This window comes from Mobilisporobacter senegalensis (assembly GCF_003752155.1).
In the GTDB taxonomy this organism is placed as follows: Bacteria; Bacillota; Clostridia; order Lachnospirales; family Lachnospiraceae; genus Mobilisporobacter; species Mobilisporobacter senegalensis.
Map to the genome: position 1 here is coordinate 203,879 of NZ_RJVG01000006.1, position 16,728 is coordinate 220,606.

The 16,728-nt window shown below is 33.9% G+C and carries 16 protein-coding genes; 6 read left to right on the forward strand and 10 right to left on the reverse strand.

All coding sequences use genetic code 11. The annotated features are described in order from the left end of the window. Positions 1–190: 190 nt before the first annotated feature. The 3 genes from EDD66_RS11415 to EDD66_RS11425 form a co-directional block, all read right to left on the reverse strand. Positions 191–1,885 carry an ammonium transporter gene (locus EDD66_RS11415; RefSeq protein ID WP_123609716.1) on the reverse strand — a complete coding sequence of 565 codons (1,695 nt, stop codon included), beginning with the start codon at positions 1,883–1,885 and terminating at the stop codon, positions 191–193. A gap of 270 nt (positions 1,886–2,155) precedes the next feature. Then, complete coding sequence (locus EDD66_RS11420) at positions 2,156–2,797, reverse strand: phosphoribosyltransferase (protein WP_123609717.1); 642 nt, start codon at positions 2,795–2,797, stop codon at positions 2,156–2,158. A 77-nt stretch (positions 2,798–2,874) separates the two neighbouring features. After that, positions 2,875–4,053: a cation:proton antiporter gene (locus EDD66_RS11425; RefSeq protein WP_123609718.1), complete on the reverse strand. Its 1,179-nt coding sequence runs from the start codon at positions 4,051–4,053 to the stop codon at positions 2,875–2,877. Positions 4,054–4,187: 134 nt separating this feature from the next. On the opposite strand from EDD66_RS11425, the gene EDD66_RS11430 reads away from it, so the two are divergent. Next, complete coding sequence (locus EDD66_RS11430; RefSeq protein ID WP_170164337.1) at positions 4,188–4,868, forward strand: Crp/Fnr family transcriptional regulator; 681 nt, start codon at positions 4,188–4,190, stop codon at positions 4,866–4,868. Positions 4,869–4,995: 127 nt separating this feature from the next. Here the strand turns inward: EDD66_RS11430 and carB are convergent, their stop codons facing one another. Then, complete coding sequence (carB, locus tag EDD66_RS11435; protein WP_123609720.1) at positions 4,996–8,214, reverse strand: carbamoyl-phosphate synthase large subunit; 3,219 nt, start codon at positions 8,212–8,214, stop codon at positions 4,996–4,998. A 230-nt stretch (positions 8,215–8,444) separates the two neighbouring features. Here carB and msrA point away from each other — a divergent pair, with 230 nt between their 5' ends. Next, positions 8,445–8,975, forward strand: coding sequence for a peptide-methionine (S)-S-oxide reductase MsrA (msrA, locus tag EDD66_RS11440; RefSeq protein ID WP_243115344.1), 531 nt, complete (start codon positions 8,445–8,447; stop codon positions 8,973–8,975). Between the two features lie 86 nt (positions 8,976–9,061). On the opposite strand, the gene EDD66_RS11445 is transcribed toward msrA, so the two are convergent. From EDD66_RS11445 to EDD66_RS11465, 5 genes are all read right to left on the reverse strand, one after another. Next, positions 9,062–9,475, reverse strand: coding sequence for a flavodoxin domain-containing protein (locus tag EDD66_RS11445; protein WP_123609721.1), 414 nt, complete (start codon positions 9,473–9,475; stop codon positions 9,062–9,064). Positions 9,476–9,499: 24 nt separating this feature from the next. Further along, positions 9,500–9,862 carry an ATP-binding protein gene (locus tag EDD66_RS11450; RefSeq protein WP_123609722.1) on the reverse strand — a complete coding sequence of 121 codons (363 nt, stop codon included), beginning with the start codon at positions 9,860–9,862 and terminating at the stop codon, positions 9,500–9,502. A 69-nt stretch (positions 9,863–9,931) separates the two neighbouring features. Next, positions 9,932–10,801, reverse strand: a complete 870-nt coding sequence (gene sdaAA, locus EDD66_RS11455; protein ID WP_123609723.1) for an L-serine ammonia-lyase, iron-sulfur-dependent, subunit alpha — start codon at positions 10,799–10,801, stop codon at positions 9,932–9,934. Positions 10,802–10,843: 42 nt separating this feature from the next. Continuing rightward, a complete protein-coding gene (sdaAB, locus tag EDD66_RS11460) occupies positions 10,844–11,512 on the reverse strand; it encodes an L-serine ammonia-lyase, iron-sulfur-dependent subunit beta (RefSeq protein ID WP_123609724.1) in 669 nt (222 codons plus the stop codon). Positions 11,513–11,682: 170 nt separating this feature from the next. Further along, positions 11,683–11,862 carry a hypothetical protein gene (locus EDD66_RS11465; RefSeq protein WP_123609725.1) on the reverse strand — a complete coding sequence of 60 codons (180 nt, stop codon included), beginning with the start codon at positions 11,860–11,862 and terminating at the stop codon, positions 11,683–11,685. 201 nt (positions 11,863–12,063) lie between these two features. On the opposite strand from EDD66_RS11465, the gene EDD66_RS11470 reads away from it, so the two are divergent. After that, positions 12,064–12,423 (forward strand): DUF2512 family protein, encoded by a 360-nt coding sequence (locus tag EDD66_RS11470; RefSeq protein ID WP_123609726.1) that lies wholly within the window; start codon positions 12,064–12,066, stop codon positions 12,421–12,423. Between the two features lie 5 nt (positions 12,424–12,428). Here the strand turns inward: EDD66_RS11470 and EDD66_RS11475 are convergent, their stop codons facing one another. Continuing rightward, positions 12,429–13,643 (reverse strand): amidohydrolase, encoded by a 1,215-nt coding sequence (locus EDD66_RS11475; RefSeq protein ID WP_123609727.1) that lies wholly within the window; start codon positions 13,641–13,643, stop codon positions 12,429–12,431. 227 nt (positions 13,644–13,870) lie between these two features. Here EDD66_RS11475 and EDD66_RS11480 point away from each other — a divergent pair, with 227 nt between their 5' ends. The 3 genes from EDD66_RS11480 to secF are packed head-to-tail and all read left to right on the forward strand — an operon-like array spanning position 13,871 to position 16,520. Further along, on the forward strand, positions 13,871–14,278 hold the full coding sequence (locus EDD66_RS11480) for a hypothetical protein (protein ID WP_123609728.1): 408 nt from the start codon (positions 13,871–13,873) through the stop codon (positions 14,276–14,278). Positions 14,279–14,310: 32 nt separating this feature from the next. Next, the gene (secD, locus tag EDD66_RS11485; protein ID WP_123609729.1) at positions 14,311–15,591 is read left to right on the forward strand and encodes a protein translocase subunit SecD; all 1,281 of its coding nucleotides are present in this window, start codon (positions 14,311–14,313) and stop codon (positions 15,589–15,591) included. Next, positions 15,588–16,520 carry a protein translocase subunit SecF gene (gene secF / locus EDD66_RS11490; protein WP_123609730.1) on the forward strand — a complete coding sequence of 311 codons (933 nt, stop codon included), beginning with the start codon at positions 15,588–15,590 and terminating at the stop codon, positions 16,518–16,520. The genes secD and secF overlap by 4 nt, the downstream gene beginning before the upstream one ends. Positions 16,521–16,728 lie beyond the last annotated feature (208 nt).

The window sequence follows — 16,728 nt, forward strand, 5'->3', positions numbered from 1 at the left end:
ACTTTCATTATAATTATACATGTGACATTTTACAACATTTTATTGTATGATTTTACATGCATTAACTTTCTTTCTGCCTGAAATGAATAAACTGCCTTATAAGTTGAAATGCCCTCTGTCAACCAGACAGCGGGCATTCAATTTGTTGGAATACTATTAATAATATTTATAGACAAATATATTTATATTTTTAATCTTCATCTTGTAATGCAGCACATCCAATTTCCCCTGTACGGACTTTAACAACTTCCTCTACATTAAATACAAAAATCTTACCGTCACCGATCTTTCCTGTATAAAGTGCTTTTCTGGCCGCTTCAATTACAGTACTCACCGGAACCTTACATACCACAATCTCAACTTGAATCTTTGGCAATAAATTCATTTCCAATGGAACTCCACGATAATATTCTGTTGCACCTTTTTGCATACCACATCCAAGTACATTGGTCACTGTCATACCAGTTACCCCAATATTATTCATTGCCTCTTTTAACTGTTCAAATTTACTTTGCTTTGTAAGTATGACAACTTTAGATAGTTTATAATCATTTTCACTGTTATTATTGAGCAGTTCTTTGCTGGCACTGACAGGAATTGCAGTTTCCACACTTACAATTTCTGAATCCTGATATGAAGAAAATCCATTTACAGTTGGAACAAAATCTGCATAAGCACTAACAAGACCATGCTCTTCAAAATCAAGACCATTGATTTCTTCTTCTCTGGAAACTCTAAGACCTATCGTATTCTTAATAACTGTAAATGTAATAAACATAGTAACAGTAACCCATCCTATAACCGCAATTACACCAATAGCCTGAGTAATTAATAAGGAGAAACCTCCACCATAGAATAATCCTCCATCTGTGGCAAATAAACCAACTAATAAAGTTCCAGTTGCCCCACATAAACCATGAACACCAATTGCTCCAACCGGATCATCTATTTTTAACTTCTGATCAATAAATTCAATACCATATACTACAACAATACCTGCAATTATACCGATGATTGCTGACCCAAGAGGTGTAACCACATCACAGCCTGCCGTGATGCCTACCAGACCTGCAAGTGCACCATTTAATGTCATAGATACATCAGGTTTTTTATAACGGATCCAGGTAATACACATAACTGTAACTGCGCCAACTGCAGCTGCCATATTTGTAGTTACAAAGATAGAACCCATAGAGGTTAATACATCATCCCCTGTTGCAGATACTGTAGAAGCACCATTAAATCCAAACCAGCAGAACCATAGTATAAATACTCCGAGTGCACCAAGAGTTAAGCTATGACCCGGAATAGCTTTAGATTTGCCATTTTTATCATATTTACCAATACGTGGCCCTAAAATCTTTGCACCAATAAAAGCCGCTACACCACCTACCATATGAACTGCAGTAGAACCTGCAAAGTCATGGAAACCTAGCTGTGCCAGCCAGCCGCCACCCCAGATCCAATGACCTGATACCGGATATACAAAAGCACTGATGACCATACTATAGATACAATACGATGAAAATTTAGTTCTTTCTGCCATTGCACCAGAAACAATAGTTGCTGCTGTGGCACAGAATACTGTCTGGAAAATCAGAAATGCCATGAGCGGAACTCCTTCTGGTAATACACTGGAATAATCACCTAAAACCATTGGATCAAATCCACCAATTAGTGCACCACTTCCACCAAACATAATGCCAAAACCTAATAACCAATAAATTGGAGTACCCAGCGAAAAATCCATAAGATTTTTCATAATGATATTACCGGCATTTTTCGCTCTGGTAAATCCTGTTTCTACCATAGCAAACCCAGCTTGCATAAAGAATACAAGTGCTGCACCAACTAGAACCCAAATTGTGTTAACTGCTGAAAACATATGATTCCCTCCCATGATAAAAGACGCGTATCCTATTGATTTCTCAACATCGATACACGCCTTTGTGTTATTTATAAATTCACAAAAAAGGCGCTTAGATTGCAATCTAAAACGCCTTTGTTTTTGTAAATTTTATTATGAATGGAATTATAGTGGAAGACAACCTGCATTGTCAACACGAAAAAGAATAATAATTAATTACTATGATTTATTAAATAAATATTTGATTTTACTTATGATTATTAATTAATATTTTATATAATTCTTATTTTATAATTTCACATATCCATACCCATTTACAATTGCCTCAACTTTCTGTCCTGATTTACAGAAAGGGCAATCGGTAATATTATAATTTTTATAACCAGGAATATCTTTTTCTTTAAATATGGTATCTATACGAACACCATCGATCTTATCAATTACACTAAATATAGCAGCAATTCCCTGTATTCTTCCCCCATAATACTGAATACATTCAAGGCTTTTACTTACGGTAGAACCAGTTGTAACAGAGGCAACCAATAATAAAATATGTTTTCCTAAGATAGCTGGCTGATTATTTTCTCTGAAAATCATCTGTCCATTAGAATTATACTCAGGAGAGATAATATAAATAGTCTTATGATCATTCATTGAAAGAATCCCTGCATTTGATAATTCCCATGCAAGAAAACCTCCGATCACTTCACACCCATCCATACAGACAATGGTATCAATAATCACATCATTATTAAAGTTTTGTGCCAATGTTTTGGCGACCTCAGCTGCTTCATTCTGTCTCGTCTTTATTGATGTCATATCAATGTAGTAATTAATATGAGAATAACTCGTAGCAAAATGACCCGGTATGACTTTTAGGGCTATTTTATTATTCATGGGTGCGTAAAATTTTACTTCTCTGCTTTCCATAAAAATACCTCCTTTATCTGTGCACCATCTGGTATTTTTATTATAAGACAATTAGTAATATTTAACAATGATATTAACTAACAATTTTCTGGCCGTATTTTATATAATAATTTCATTATAATTGGTGTAATGATAGATGAAATTATAATTAATAAGATAACCGGAGTAAAAAATCTTTCTTCTAACAGCCCGACAGATAATCCTTTTTGTGCAACTATAAGTGCCACTTCACCTCTTGTCATCATTCCAATTCCTATTTTTAAAGCCTCGTTATTGTTAAACCCACATATCTTTCCAATTAATCCACAACCTACGATTTTTGAGACTAATGCTATGGTAACAAATCCAATGGAAAATATTAAAAGAGAAATAGAAAAATCGTCAATTGATGTTTTAAGACCTATACTTGTAAAAAATATAGGACCAAATATCATATATGAATTCACATCTAATTTCTCTGCAATATATTCAGAATCCTGGATGCTGCACAATATAATACCAGCAATATACGCGCCGGTAATATCTGCAATTCCAAAATACCTTTCTGCTAAGTAAGATAATAGAAAGCAAAGTACCAGACCAAAAATTGGTATTCTGCGTTTATGAGGATATTTATAATTTAAATATTTGAATATGTAATAAAATATTATTCCTGCCGCAAAACTGAATGCAAAAAATAATATTGTATTTATAACTACATGAATTGGATTTGATGATGGATTTTTAAATCCAATCACAAAAGTTAAAACTATGATCCCAATTACATCATCTATAATTGCTGCACTTAAAATTGTTGTCCCCACACGTCCTTTAAGATGACCAAGTTCCCTTAATGTCTGTACAGTTATACTTACAGATGTGGCTGTCATGATAACACCAATAAATACAGCTTTATAAAATTCTAAAGAGCCAATAGGCGAAAAGCCATAGAAAGCAGTATACAAACAATAACCACCCAATAGTGGTAATGCTACTCCCATACATGCAACTAAAAATGCTATTGGACCTGTTTTTAATAAATCTTTCAAATTTGTTTCCAATCCTGCAAGAAACATTAACAGAACTACCCCTATCTCTGCCATTTGTATAATAAAATCAGTCTGATTAACCAGACCTAATATAGTTGGTCCAATAATTAAACCTGCAATGATTTCTCCAACAACTTGGGGTGCATGTAATTTTCTGGCCAATATTCCAAACCCTTTTGCCGCAATAATAATAATGGCTAAACTTTTAAATATTTCAAATGATTCCATGTCAATACTCCTAACTGTACATCAATTTATTTTTACCATAGATAATTATAACAAATAAAATATTTCTAACTGTTGCAATAGCAACACGAAAGAGCTAAAATTATATAGAAATACTATGAATTATGGAGATTATTATGGACACACTTGATATCTTACAAAAACATCCTTTATTTGAGGGAATTAATAAAAGTGAAATAGAAAAACTATTACAATGTTTGAAAGTTTACAAAAAAACCTATAGGAAAGATGAGTATATCATATATACCGGAAATAAAATTAATTTTATAGGAATCATTGTTACTGGCAGAATATTTATGGAGAAGGAGGATTATAATGGGAATAGTTATTTCTACACCGAGATAAAGCATAATAATTTATTTGGAGAAGTATTTATCTGTCCTCATATCCAAAATTGTACCGTAAATTATAGAGCTATTACTGATTGCGATTTATTATTTATTAAATATGATAACATCCTCCATATGTGTAGAAAAAGTTGCGCTGGTCACAAAAAATTGATTGAAAATCTCATAAATTTAATTGCATATAAAAGTAGATCTTTAATGGATAAAATAGAAATTCTTTCTAAAAAATCACTTCGGGAACGAATACTTACATACCTGATGCAATTATCATTTGAGAAGCAAAATCCCACTATCACTTCTCCATTAAATCATAAAGAATTATCGGAGTATTTATGTGTAAATAGAAGTTCAATGATAAGAGAATTAAAGCGCATGAAACAGGATGGCCTCATAGATTTTGATAAAAACGTTTATACTTTACTTGACTTATATAAAAAACATTTAAGGTAAACTTAATGCACAGTTTGAAAGACACAGGATTGATTTGATATGCCGGAAGCGAACAAAAGTATACGTTTATGGCATGGCAAATCAATCCTGTGTCTTTCGATCTGTGTGTGAAAGGAGGTCATAAATCTTATTTAATCTCTTTATGGAATTCCTGTATTGATTTTACTTTCAAAGCTCCTTGTTTCTTAACTTCTTTTATTCCATTTGCAGAAGCTTTAGCCGCAGCCATAGTTGTTATATAAGCAATCTTACCTTTAATAGCTGCTTTTCTGATATAACTGTCATCCGCTGCACCCTTTTTATCACTTGGAGTGTTAATTATAATATCTATTTCACGGTTAGTGATTGCATCCATTATGTCCGGACGCCCCTGATTTAATTTACTGATCTTGCCCGCTGGTATATGATTAGCGGTAATTAACTTATAAGTACCTCCTGTTGCAAGTATACTAAACCCACATTCATAAAAAGCTTTGGCTACTTCAACTACTTCTGTTTTATCTCTGTCATTCACACTGATCAAAACAGTTCCTGAAGTGGGCAGTTTGGTCTGGGTCGCTTCCTGGGCTTTATAAAATGCTTCTCCAAAAGAGGAGGCAATACCAAGAACTTCTCCAGTGGAACGCATTTCTGGTCCAAGCAATGGATCAACTTCCTGGAACATATTAAATGGAAATACTGCTTCTTTTACACCATAATGAGGAATTAATTTATCTTTTAATTCTGGTACCGGGGAAGGTAAATTCGTTAAGCCGCCTGTAATTATCATCGTCGCCAGCTTCACCATTGAAATATTACAAACTTTTGATACCAATGGAACAGTTCTTGATGCTCTTGGATTTGCTTCTAGTACATAAACCCTTCCATTCTCAATTGCATATTGCATATTCATCAGACCTATTACATTCATCTCTTTTGCAATCCTGATTGTATACTCTTTAATAATATCCAAATTTTCTTTAGAAATATGAATGGATGGCAGAATACACGCTGAGTCCCCGGAATGAACTCCGGCAAGTTCAATATGCTCCATTACTGCTGGCACATATGCGTTCTTTCCATCACTTATGGCATCTGCCTCACATTCCAAAGCATTATGAAGGAAACGGTCAATGAGAATCGGTCTGTCCGGCGTTACTCCAACTGCCGCTTTCATATAAACTTCAAGACTTGTATTATCATGTACGATTTCCATACCACGCCCCCCAAGAACATAGGATGGACGTACCATAACAGGATATCCGATCTTATCTGCAATCTCCAGTGCTTCTTCTATATTTACTGCCATACCTGACTCTGGCATGGGTATTTCAAGTTTATCCATGATTTCACGGAATCTATCCCTGTCTTCTGCCAGATCAATTGTTTCCGGTGTTGTTCCAAGGATGTTTACTCCCGCCTTTTTTAAATCATTTGCCAGATTAAGGGGAGTCTGACCGCCAAATTGGGCTATTATGCCTAATGGTTTTTCTTTCTCATAAATACTTAAAACATCTTCTAATGTTAATGGTTCAAAATATAATTTATCAGAAGTATCCGAATCGGTAGATACCGTTTCCGGATTACAATTTACCATTACAGTTTCAAACCCAAGTTCTCTTAATGCTTTTGCAGCATGAACACAGCAGTAATCAAATTCGATTCCTTGCCCAATACGATTAGGTCCTCCACCCAGTATCATGATCTTTGGTTTGAATGAATTTACCGGACTTTTATCTTCAATATGATAAGTAGAATAATAATACGCTAAATCTTTGGTTCCGCTCACATGCACACCTTCCCATGCCTGTTTCACTCCATATTTTATTCTTTCTTCTCTTATCTTTTCTTCTGGAACTTTAAGAATCTGGCTTAAATATTTATCTGAAAATCCATTAAGTTTTGCAGTTTTTAAATCTTTTACCGGAGGAAGAGTCCCGATGTGATCCTTTAATACTTCCTCTTCTTCCACCATTTCTTTCATTTGCTCAATAAAATAATGCTTAATCTTTGTCAATTCATATAATTCATCTACAGATGCGCCTTTTCTAAGAGCTTCATACATAATGAATTGACGTTCACTTGTGGCATTGTGCAATAAACTAAGAAGCTCTTCCTTGGATTTTAAATGAAAATCCTTTGCATACCCTAATCCATACCGACCGATCTCCAGACTGCGTATTGCTTTTTGAAACGCTTCCTTGTATGTTTTACCAATACTCATCACTTCTCCGACTGCGCGCATCTGAGTCCCTAATTTATCTTCTGCACCTTTAAATTTCTCAAATGCCCAGCGTGCAAATTTGATCACAATATAATCTCCATTTGGAATATATTTATCCAAGGTTCCATATTTCCCGCAAGGGATATCAGATAAATCAAGACCTGCTGCAAGCATCGCAGAAATTAAAGCAATCGGGAATCCTGTTGCTTTTGACGCAAGTGCTGAGGATCTTGATGTCCTTGGGTTAATCTCTATTACTATAATTCGATCACTGATTGGATCATGAGCAAATTGAACGTTGGTTCCTCCAATCACCTGAATTGCTTCCACAATCTTATATGCCTGTTCTTGAAGGCGGTCTTGAACTGTTTTTGATATGGTAAGCATTGGAGCCGAGCAGAAAGAGTCACCAGTATGGACTCCCAGAGGGTCGATATTCTCTATGAAACATACCGTGATCATATTACCTTTTGCATCACGGACAACTTCCAGTTCTAATTCTTCCCATCCAAGAATGGATTCTTCTACTAAAACCTGCCCCACCAGACTAGCCTGTAAGCCTCTGGATACAACTGTCTTTAGTTCTTCAATATTATATACAAGTCCACCGCCTGCGCCCCCCATTGTATAAGCAGGACGAATTACAACGGGATAGCCCAATTCATTTGCAATATGGACCGCTTCTTCTACTGTATACGCTACTTCACTTCTTGCCATCTCAATTCCTAGGCTATTCATAGTTTTCTTGAATTCAATACGGTCTTCTCCACGCTCTATGGCATCTACCTGTACACCGATGACTTTCACATTGTATTTTTGTAAAACACCTGCTTTATCTAATTCTGAGCATAAATTTAGACCCGATTGTCCTCCAAGGTTAGGAAGCACAGCATCTGGTCTTTCTTTCTCTATAATCTGTGTAAGCCTTTGGACGTTTAATGGTTCAATATAAGTAACATCAGCTGTCTCAGGATCTGTCATGATAGTTGCAGGGTTTGAATTAACCAGTACTATTTCATATCCAAGGTTTTTCAATGCCTTACATGCCTGGGTACCAGAGTAGTCAAATTCACAGGCTTGTCCAATAATAATAGGCCCGGAACCAATAATTAAAATCTTTTGAATATCTTCTCTTTTCTTCATACTATGCCTCCTGGATTGATTACAAGATTATCGACACCATTGTCGTTATTAAGTTATTGCATATATTTTACTGGACTTTTTATGTTTTTGCAATAAGTTTTTTAATAAATTTACATTTGAGTGAATATTTATTAATCATTAAATATTTTTATCTTTCGATTCTTTGATTGCAATATTTTTAGAAGAAGCTTATTATAAATATATAAAATTCAATTAGATGAGGTGATGAAATGTCTATGATAACTACGAAAGAAATATATTTAGCCGGCGGATGTTTCTGGGGAACTGAAAAATATTTATCCCATATAAATGGGATTCTTGAAACAGAAGTAGGTTATGCTAATGGAAATACTAAAAACCCAACCTATGAAGAAGTATGTCATAATAATACAGGGCACGCTGAAACTGTAAAGGTTATCTATGATTCAAATTTAATCAGTCTTGGATATATTTTAGAATTATATTATGATGTAATCAATCCCACCAGTATCAACCGCCAGGGTGGCGATGTAGGTTCCCAGTATCGTACAGGAATCTATTATGTTGAGGCAGATGATAAAGATATAATAGAGACTTCTATCAAAGAACTTCAAAAAAAATATGATAAACCAATTGCAATTGAAGTTTTAGGGCTTGAAAATTATTATCCGGCAGAAGAATATCATCAAAAATATCTGGATAAAAATCCAGCCGGTTACTGTCACATAAGCCATGAGAAATTTGAAAAAGCAAAGCTTGCTGTTGATGATAGTTTAAAATAATTGATATATTAAGAAAAGGGGCTTTTGCAGAAATATAAAGTTCTTCTAAGTTCCAGAAATATATTTTTGTAAAAGTCCCTTTTAATTTATAGCAGTCTTTTTGAATATTCTACTGCATTACTTATTTCAGATTTGTTGGGGTGCCCTAAACCAAAGAATAAGAAATTCCCCTGACAAATGAATTCATCATCAACTACTGTTACCCCTTTTTCAAGTAATTTAGTTCTGACGAGAGATTGTGGGGTATTCTTAGAAGTACAGGAAGTGATTAACGCTACTTTACCCACTTTATCTTTATCCAGGGATTCAGCAAATTGTATCAGCTCCGGCAAGCTCTGTCCCCCATAGATTCCTCCAACAATAAATAATAAATCAACCTCTTTTATTTGTGGATTTTCTTTAATATTCATTGGTTCAACATTCAACTTTTGTGCTATAGCTTGTGCAATCTTTCTGGAATGACCTGTTTTCGTTGCATAAACTACTTTTACATTATTCATGTAGTATCCCCCTTTATAAAGAATTTATGATGTTTCCAATATATCAACTATATATTTTAAAGATTTTTCATATTCTTCTTCTGATGAATTCTTAAATATTAATAAATCGTCAATAATATCAGGATCATCTAAATTTGAAGGAATATTAAAATTAACTCCTTTTATATATTCATCCCAATTTGCCAGCTTCCACGTATCTCTATCATTATTCCTGGCAATCATTCTTTGTTTACATACTTCCACAGAAGTTTCAACCCATATTACTACCAACCGTACATCTTTTTCTTTTAGTTTATTTTTTAGATTAGAAATATATTCATTATCTCGTATTTCTCTTGTAAAAGGTGCATTAATTAATACCATATCATCATAATCTAAAGCCTCCATTTTTATCTTTTAGAATCAATATAGCATTATAATCTCATTTTGACAATAACTATTGGTATTCTTTTCAAATCATTTACATCCCTTACAAAAGTGACAGGCACTTGGAGTAGCAGCACAACCACCTAATGCACTTTCTCTTAATTCAAATGGCAGGCTTCTGCCTACATGATACATGGCATCGACCATTTCATCAAAAGGAATTAAAAATTTGATTCCACTTAAGGCTATCTCTGCTGATATCAGCGCATTTGATACACCGATTGCATTTCTGCTTTGACAAGGAGATTCCACGAGTCCTGCAACGGGATCACATACCAGCCCAAGGAGATTACTGAGTGCAAAAGCTGCAGCTCTTAAGCACTGTTCCGGATTCCCTCCCATTAACTGGGTAATTGCACTGGCAGCCATAGCAGATGCAGAGCCTACTTCTGCCTGACAGCCCCCTTCTGCTCCTGCAACAGTAGCATTTCTTGTAATAATATAGCCAATCGCTCCTGCATGAAAAAGGGCATGTACCATTTCCTCATCGGAATATCCGTGCTCTTCCTGCAAAGCAACAAAAGCTCCGGGAATTACTCCTGATGAGCCTGCTGTAGGGGCAGCAACGATCAATCCCATAGATGAGTTTACTTCAAGAACGCCCATAGCGTATGTGATCGCTTTAGACACGAAAGGACCACAGGCTGTATTTGAATTCATCCTATGATTTTGTAACAGCTTTGCTTCTCCTCCTATTAACCCTCCCATAGATTTTAGATCATTTTCTAAAGCCGTGTGGACAGCTTGTTTCATAATTTGGTATGACCTATCCATTTTAGCCAGTGTATCATTCCGATCCATTTCCGATGCTTCCATCTCTCTTTGAATCATTATTTCTGAAATGGTCATATTTTTCTCATTGCATATATTTATTAAAGATTCACCATTATTAAAATTCATTTATTTCCTTCTTTCTACCTGCTTTCTCAAATTTTTATCCTATTATATAGAAATAATATTCACAGTTTCAATATTGGGAAGTTCTTTCAATTTGCCAGCAATAGCTTTAGGTATTGGCTGATCTACTTCAATAATAGTATAAGCAAGCTGGCCTTTATTTTCCCGATATAATCTCATAAAAGCAATATTAATCTGATTTTCACTTAGTACTTTTGTAATTTGTGCTACGACACCAAAGGTATCCTTTTGCCTTACTAATATAGTATTATAATTCCCTGTTAAACTAACTTCAATATCATTAATCTTCTCTACTTTACAATTACCGCCACCAATGGATATACCACGAACCAGAGTGATTTCATTATCCTGTGTATATAATTTGATATCAACGGTATTGGGATGTACATCCTTTTCTGTTTTATTCAATACGAATCTATATTCAAGTCCATTCTTTTTTGCAAATTCAAAAGAATATTTAATTCGAGTATCTTCTGTACCAAATCCTAATATACCGGCAACTAACGCTTTATCCGTTCCATGACCCTGGTATGTTTCTGCAAAAGAACCATAAAGAGTAAATTCTGCTTTCATTATTTTGCCATCAATTAATCTTCCTGCTAACAAAGCAATTTTTAATGCTCCGGCAGTATGGGAACTGGAAGGACCAATCATATTAGGTCCTATAATGTCAAAAACACTCATCTCCTGCATATTTTCACCTGCTTTTTTTCTTCTATTAATATAATTCATTCTAACAAGAATATGTAATATTGAAAAGGGAAAAGTTTAAGGCTCTCCAAAAGTATATAACCTTTGAGACAGCCTTAAACTTTCCACTGATAATCGTATTATAATCTTAACAGATAGATCCAGAGCTTAATTTATCTATTTCTATTGTTGTTATTTTTATTAGAACCTGTGTCATTTCTAAAAGAAGTACCATTAGCATTACGGCTATTTGCATCATTTTTTGTATTAACATCGTTACGTGTGCCTGCATCATTTCTTGTATTAACGTCATTACGTGTACTTGTAGTATTTCTTAAATTGGAATTATTCATGATTATTTATTTCCTCCTGATAAATAGTTGGATTTAAGTTACATGATTATTATGATTTTTTCTTCAAAAAAATATTCAGCATAATTCATCTGTGAAAATATTACATTTTGTTGAACTCAGCTAATTATCCTCTTTCTAAGTGAATATTCTTAAATATATACGAAACAATAGTATTAAAATAATAAAAAGAGGTGTTAGTCAATGAAACATGGGATATCTTTGATTTTAAAATATATGATGGTTGTCATTATTATTGGAGTTATATTGAAATTAACAAGCAATATAACAGTTACAGATATTCTATATATTTCTTTTCCAGTTACAATCTTAGCTTACATTATCGGTGATTTAATTATTTTATCCCGATATGATAATACCACAGCAACTATTGTTGATATTGGTCTTGCTTTATTGATAATCTATTTATTCAATTATATTCTGGAAGATAGAATGATACCTTTTTACTCAGCATTAACAGCTTCTGTCGCTTTAGGAGTTGGAGAATGCTTCTTTCATAAGTATGTTGCACGTTTCGTTTTTCCAAATATAAAGGAAAAATGAAAGTGCTACTTTTTATTTTTCTTTTTCCCCTTACCTTTGTTTTCTTCCTTATTCTCATCTTCTATAGAATAAATAATTTCTCCATTAATAATAGTATAAACAGTATGAGTAAAGACTTCCATTGGGTTGCCTGAAAATATAGCGATATCTGCATCCTTTCCAACTTCAATACTTCCAACTCTGTCATCTGCTCCACATATCTTAGCTGCATTTATTGTAATTGCCTTTAATCCTTCATCAATTCCCAATCCCTTTTTTGCAGCTAATCCTGCATAAATAGGTAAATATTGAATTAATGTAACCGGATGGTCTGATGTGATAGCTACCGTTACTCCTTTGTTACTTAAAACTCCTGATGTTTTAAAATCAGCATTTTGTATCTCTATTTTATTTCTTGCTGCTAAATCTGGACCAAGTATTGCACTAAAACCACTTTCTTTAATTTCATCTGCAATAATATGACCTTCCGAACAGTGATCCAGAGTTAATCTTAGATCAAATTCTTTTGCAATTCGAATTGCAGTGAGGATATCATCTGTACGATGTACATGTGCCTTTAGTGGTATTTGTTTATTAAGTACTGGAATCCAGGGTTCCAGTCTGAAATCCTTCTCAAATTCTTCATCACCTGCTATTGCCCTATCCCTTTTCTTCTTATATTCTACCGCTTGAAATAATTCTTCCCGTAATAAAGATGCAATCGCCATTCTTGTTGTCGGTGACATATTTAATTCTTTATAAAAACTTTTAGGATTTTCACCAAAAGATACTTTCATGGCAGCCGGCTCTAATATAGTCATATTATCAATGACCCGGCCATGTGTTTTCATAAATACAAACTGTCCTCCCACAACATTGGAACTTCCAGGACCAACCATAACTGAAGTAATCCCTGCCTTAATCGCATCATGGAATGCCGGATCTAAGGGATTAATTGCATCTAATGCTCTTACATAAGGAGTAATGGGATTCGTAGTTTCATTACAATCATCTCCTTCTGTCCCCTTCTTTTCTTCAGTAATTCCAATGTGGCAATGAGATTCAATGATACCTGGCATCACCCATAAACCCTCTGCATTTATGACCTTATCGTTTTCGCTTAATGAGATATGGATATTTTCATCAACTGCAACAATTTTATCTTTTTCTATTAAAACACAGCCATTCTCTAAAATTTTACCAGCCATTGTAATAATTTTACCATTTCTAATTAATAACATATATTCTACCTTTCAGTTTATAAAATAATATATATTTTCTCAAATTGTTGGTCAAGTATACATAAATTACAAAAATAGTAAATTAAAAGATATTTTTATGCAATTTATATATGCAAAAATCAAAAAATGTGTTAACTTAATAAAGTGAATATTTTTGTTCAGGATGCAGCAAAGGTAAATCGAGCTTATGGCTGAACTGTAACTATTTTATAGGATGGGTGAAAGATATGATTTTCGTAAAACAGTATAAAAATTTAATAATATCTATCATAATTGCCCTATATATCTTAATGCTTAATTTATCCATTTTTCATTTTTCTGATATATCTATGGATAATCATAATATAAATCCTTTGAATTCCATGGTCAATTTTCCAAAACCATCTCATCTTGAGTTTCTTTCTATGAATGCAATACTTCCAGAAAAAGAAATATCAACAATTTCATATTTCGTAAAAGAACGTTTCCCTTATTTTCAGAAGAATTTATATATTACCGACTACTCTAATATATTTTCTTATCATAGAGTAAAAATGTTTGTATATAAACTAATGGTTACTTATAATAACCTTGAAAACACCTCAATTTCTAATGCAATACCTTTAGGTGGACATGCCCCGCCTGTTATTGAATAAATTATATAATAAATATAAGAAAGGATAAGATGATGAAAAATAAAAAACCTGTATTTTTTATTGTATTAATAATTGCATTATTAATGACCTATAGTGCAATTTTTGGAGTTTCAATTCCAATCGGTTCTTCCAACTTTACCATTCCTGGAGCACCAGAAATGCGTTATGGTATTGATATACGAGGAGGGGTAGATGCTGTATTTGAGCCAACTGGCATTGACCGTAAAGCTACTGCAGCTGAGTTAGAATCGGCACGCAGCATTATAGAAACTCGTCTTGATCAGCAAAATATTTTAGATAGAGATGTTACTATTGATAAAGAAAATGGATCTATTATTGTACGTTTTCCTTGGAAAGCAGATGAAAAAGATTTTAATCCTGAAGATGCCATGGCAGAATTAGGTGAAACTGCTCAACTTACCTTTAAAGATGCTGAAGGTAACGTTTTATTAGAGGGCTCCCATGTAAGTAAAAGCCAGCCGGAAAGAAATACACAAACGAATCAATATGTTGTAGGCCTTCAATTTGATGACGAGGGAACCAAGTTATTTAGTGACGCCACAAAGGAACATATCGGTGAAGTTATTAATATTTACATGGATGATACATTAATCCAGTCTGCTACTGTTACAGAACATATTCCAGGTGGAAAAGCACAGATCAGCGGTATGCCAAATTATGAGACTGCAAAAGATATCTCTGATAAAATTAATTCTGGTTCTCTTCCTTTTTCAATGATAACCAAAAATCATTCCACGATCAGTCCTTCTTTAGGCTCTGGCGCTATGGATGTTATGGTAGATGCTGGTATGATAGCCTTTGGCATTATCTGTGTTCTACTTATTTTATATTACCGTTTACCGGGGGTAGTTGCCTGTATCTCTCTATTGATCCAGATTTCAGGACAAATTTTAGCTTTATCCGGCCCACAGATCACTTTAACACTAACTGGTATCGCAGGTGTTATTCTTTCCATAGGTATGGGTGTAGATGCAAATGTTATTATCTCAGAACGTATCAGCGAAGAAATAAAATCCGGGAAAAGTGTTCGTTCTGCAATCACTTCAGGATTTAAAGGTGCATTTAGTTCTGTATTTGATGGAAATATCACAGTATTAATTGTTGGTGTCATATTGATGCTATTTGGTTCAGGTTCACTGCTTTCTTTTGCTTATTCACTGTTGACTGGTATCTTCTTTAACTTTGTTGCTGGTATTACAGCATCACGTTTAATGATTCGTTCTTTAAGTGAATTTAAAGCCTTGAGTAAACCTGCATTCTACACTTGTAGGTCAAGGAGGGTTACATTATGAAAAATGGTATAATTGATTTTTACAAAAAACGTTGGATTTTCTTCGGAATATCTATAACAATCATGATTATTGGTGTTATTAGCGCATTTATGAATGGCATTACTTTAGATATTCAGTTTAAAGGTGGTGCATTATTAAAATATGATTACACTGGTGAAATTAATGCAGATGAAATATCCGATATTGCAACTGAAATATTAAACCGTCCGGTAACTACCCAGCTTACTTCCAATCTTTCTAATGGAGATAAAAAAATAGTAATTAATGTTGCGGGTAATTCTGGTATTGATGCAAAAGATCAAAGTAAATTTGATACTGCATTAAAAGAAAAATATCCTGATGCTAACTTGAAACTTTCCGATTCCACCATGGTAGAAGCATATTTCGGTAAAAAATTCTTACAAAAAGGTGTCATTGCAATCGTACTTGCTTCCGCACTTGTAATGGTCTATGTATGGATTCGTTTTAGCAGGATCGGCGGACTTTCTGCTGGTGCCATGGCATTGGTTGCTTTGTTTCACGATGTACTGGTAGTATTCTTCACTTGTGTTATATTTAAAATACCTATTGGAGATTCTTTCGTAGCTGTAACACTAAGTATTATTGGTTACTCTGTTAATGATACAATTGTAATTTACGACAGAATCCGTGAAAATACAACTCTGCACCCGGGTATTGCCGTAGATACTATTACAGACCTTTCCATCTCCCAATCAATTACAAGGTCTCTTAATACTAACTTTGCAGTTTTAATAAGTGTGAGCATGGTTTATATTTTAGCTACTGCAAATAGTATTGATTCAATCCAAAGTTTTGCCCTTCCAATGGCTGTTGGTTCTATTAGTGGATGTTATTCTACTATCTGTATTGCAGGACCTCTTTGGGTTATGTGGAAAAAACATAAAGAAGATACCCAATTAGCCAGATAAGGTTTGATTTAGGTTAGTGAAGTATGACGCACAAAGCAGCCAAGTCCCTCATGAATGAGAGACTTGGCTGCTTTTTTATTTTTGATGGAATTCATAGTGAGTACTCATTACCTGCCATCGAATAGCTATATTATATAAGTAAAATTATGGTAGTTTTATAAGATTATATAGTTTATAATAATGATATAGTGGATTTCAACTAATATCA

Bases quoted from the DNA above. Each gene is read 5' to 3' on its own strand.
- EDD66_RS11430 (WP_170164337.1), top strand. From the start codon at position 4,188: ATGGACACACTTGATATCTTACAAAAACATCCTTTATTTGAGGGAATT.
- sdaAB (WP_123609724.1), bottom strand. From the start codon at position 11,512: ATGCAGGAGATGAGTGTTTTTGACATTATAGGACCTAATATGATTGGT.
- sdaAA (WP_123609723.1), bottom strand. From the start codon at position 10,801: ATGAATTTTAATAATGGTGAATCTTTAATAAATATATGCAATGAGAAA.
- secD (WP_123609729.1), top strand. From the start codon at position 14,311: ATGAAAAATAAAAAACCTGTATTTTTTATTGTATTAATAATTGCATTA.
- EDD66_RS11465 (WP_123609725.1), bottom strand. From the start codon at position 11,862: ATGAATAATTCCAATTTAAGAAATACTACAAGTACACGTAATGACGTT.
- EDD66_RS11480 (WP_123609728.1), top strand. From the start codon at position 13,871: ATGATTTTCGTAAAACAGTATAAAAATTTAATAATATCTATCATAATT.
- EDD66_RS11470 (WP_123609726.1), top strand. From the start codon at position 12,064: ATGAAACATGGGATATCTTTGATTTTAAAATATATGATGGTTGTCATT.
- msrA (WP_243115344.1), top strand. From the start codon at position 8,445: ATGTCTATGATAACTACGAAAGAAATATATTTAGCCGGCGGATGTTTC.
- secF (WP_123609730.1), top strand. From the start codon at position 15,588: ATGAAAAATGGTATAATTGATTTTTACAAAAAACGTTGGATTTTCTTC.
- EDD66_RS11425 (WP_123609718.1), bottom strand. From the start codon at position 4,053: ATGGAATCATTTGAAATATTTAAAAGTTTAGCCATTATTATTATTGCG.
- EDD66_RS11415 (WP_123609716.1), bottom strand. From the start codon at position 1,885: ATGTTTTCAGCAGTTAACACAATTTGGGTTCTAGTTGGTGCAGCACTT.
- EDD66_RS11445 (WP_123609721.1), bottom strand. From the start codon at position 9,475: ATGAATAATGTAAAAGTAGTTTATGCAACGAAAACAGGTCATTCCAGA.
- EDD66_RS11450 (WP_123609722.1), bottom strand. From the start codon at position 9,862: ATGGAGGCTTTAGATTATGATGATATGGTATTAATTAATGCACCTTTT.
- EDD66_RS11420 (WP_123609717.1), bottom strand. From the start codon at position 2,797: ATGGAAAGCAGAGAAGTAAAATTTTACGCACCCATGAATAATAAAATA.
- carB (WP_123609720.1), bottom strand. From the start codon at position 8,214: ATGAAGAAAAGAGAAGATATTCAAAAGATTTTAATTATTGGTTCCGGG.
- EDD66_RS11475 (WP_123609727.1), bottom strand. From the start codon at position 13,643: ATGTTATTAATTAGAAATGGTAAAATTATTACAATGGCTGGTAAAATT.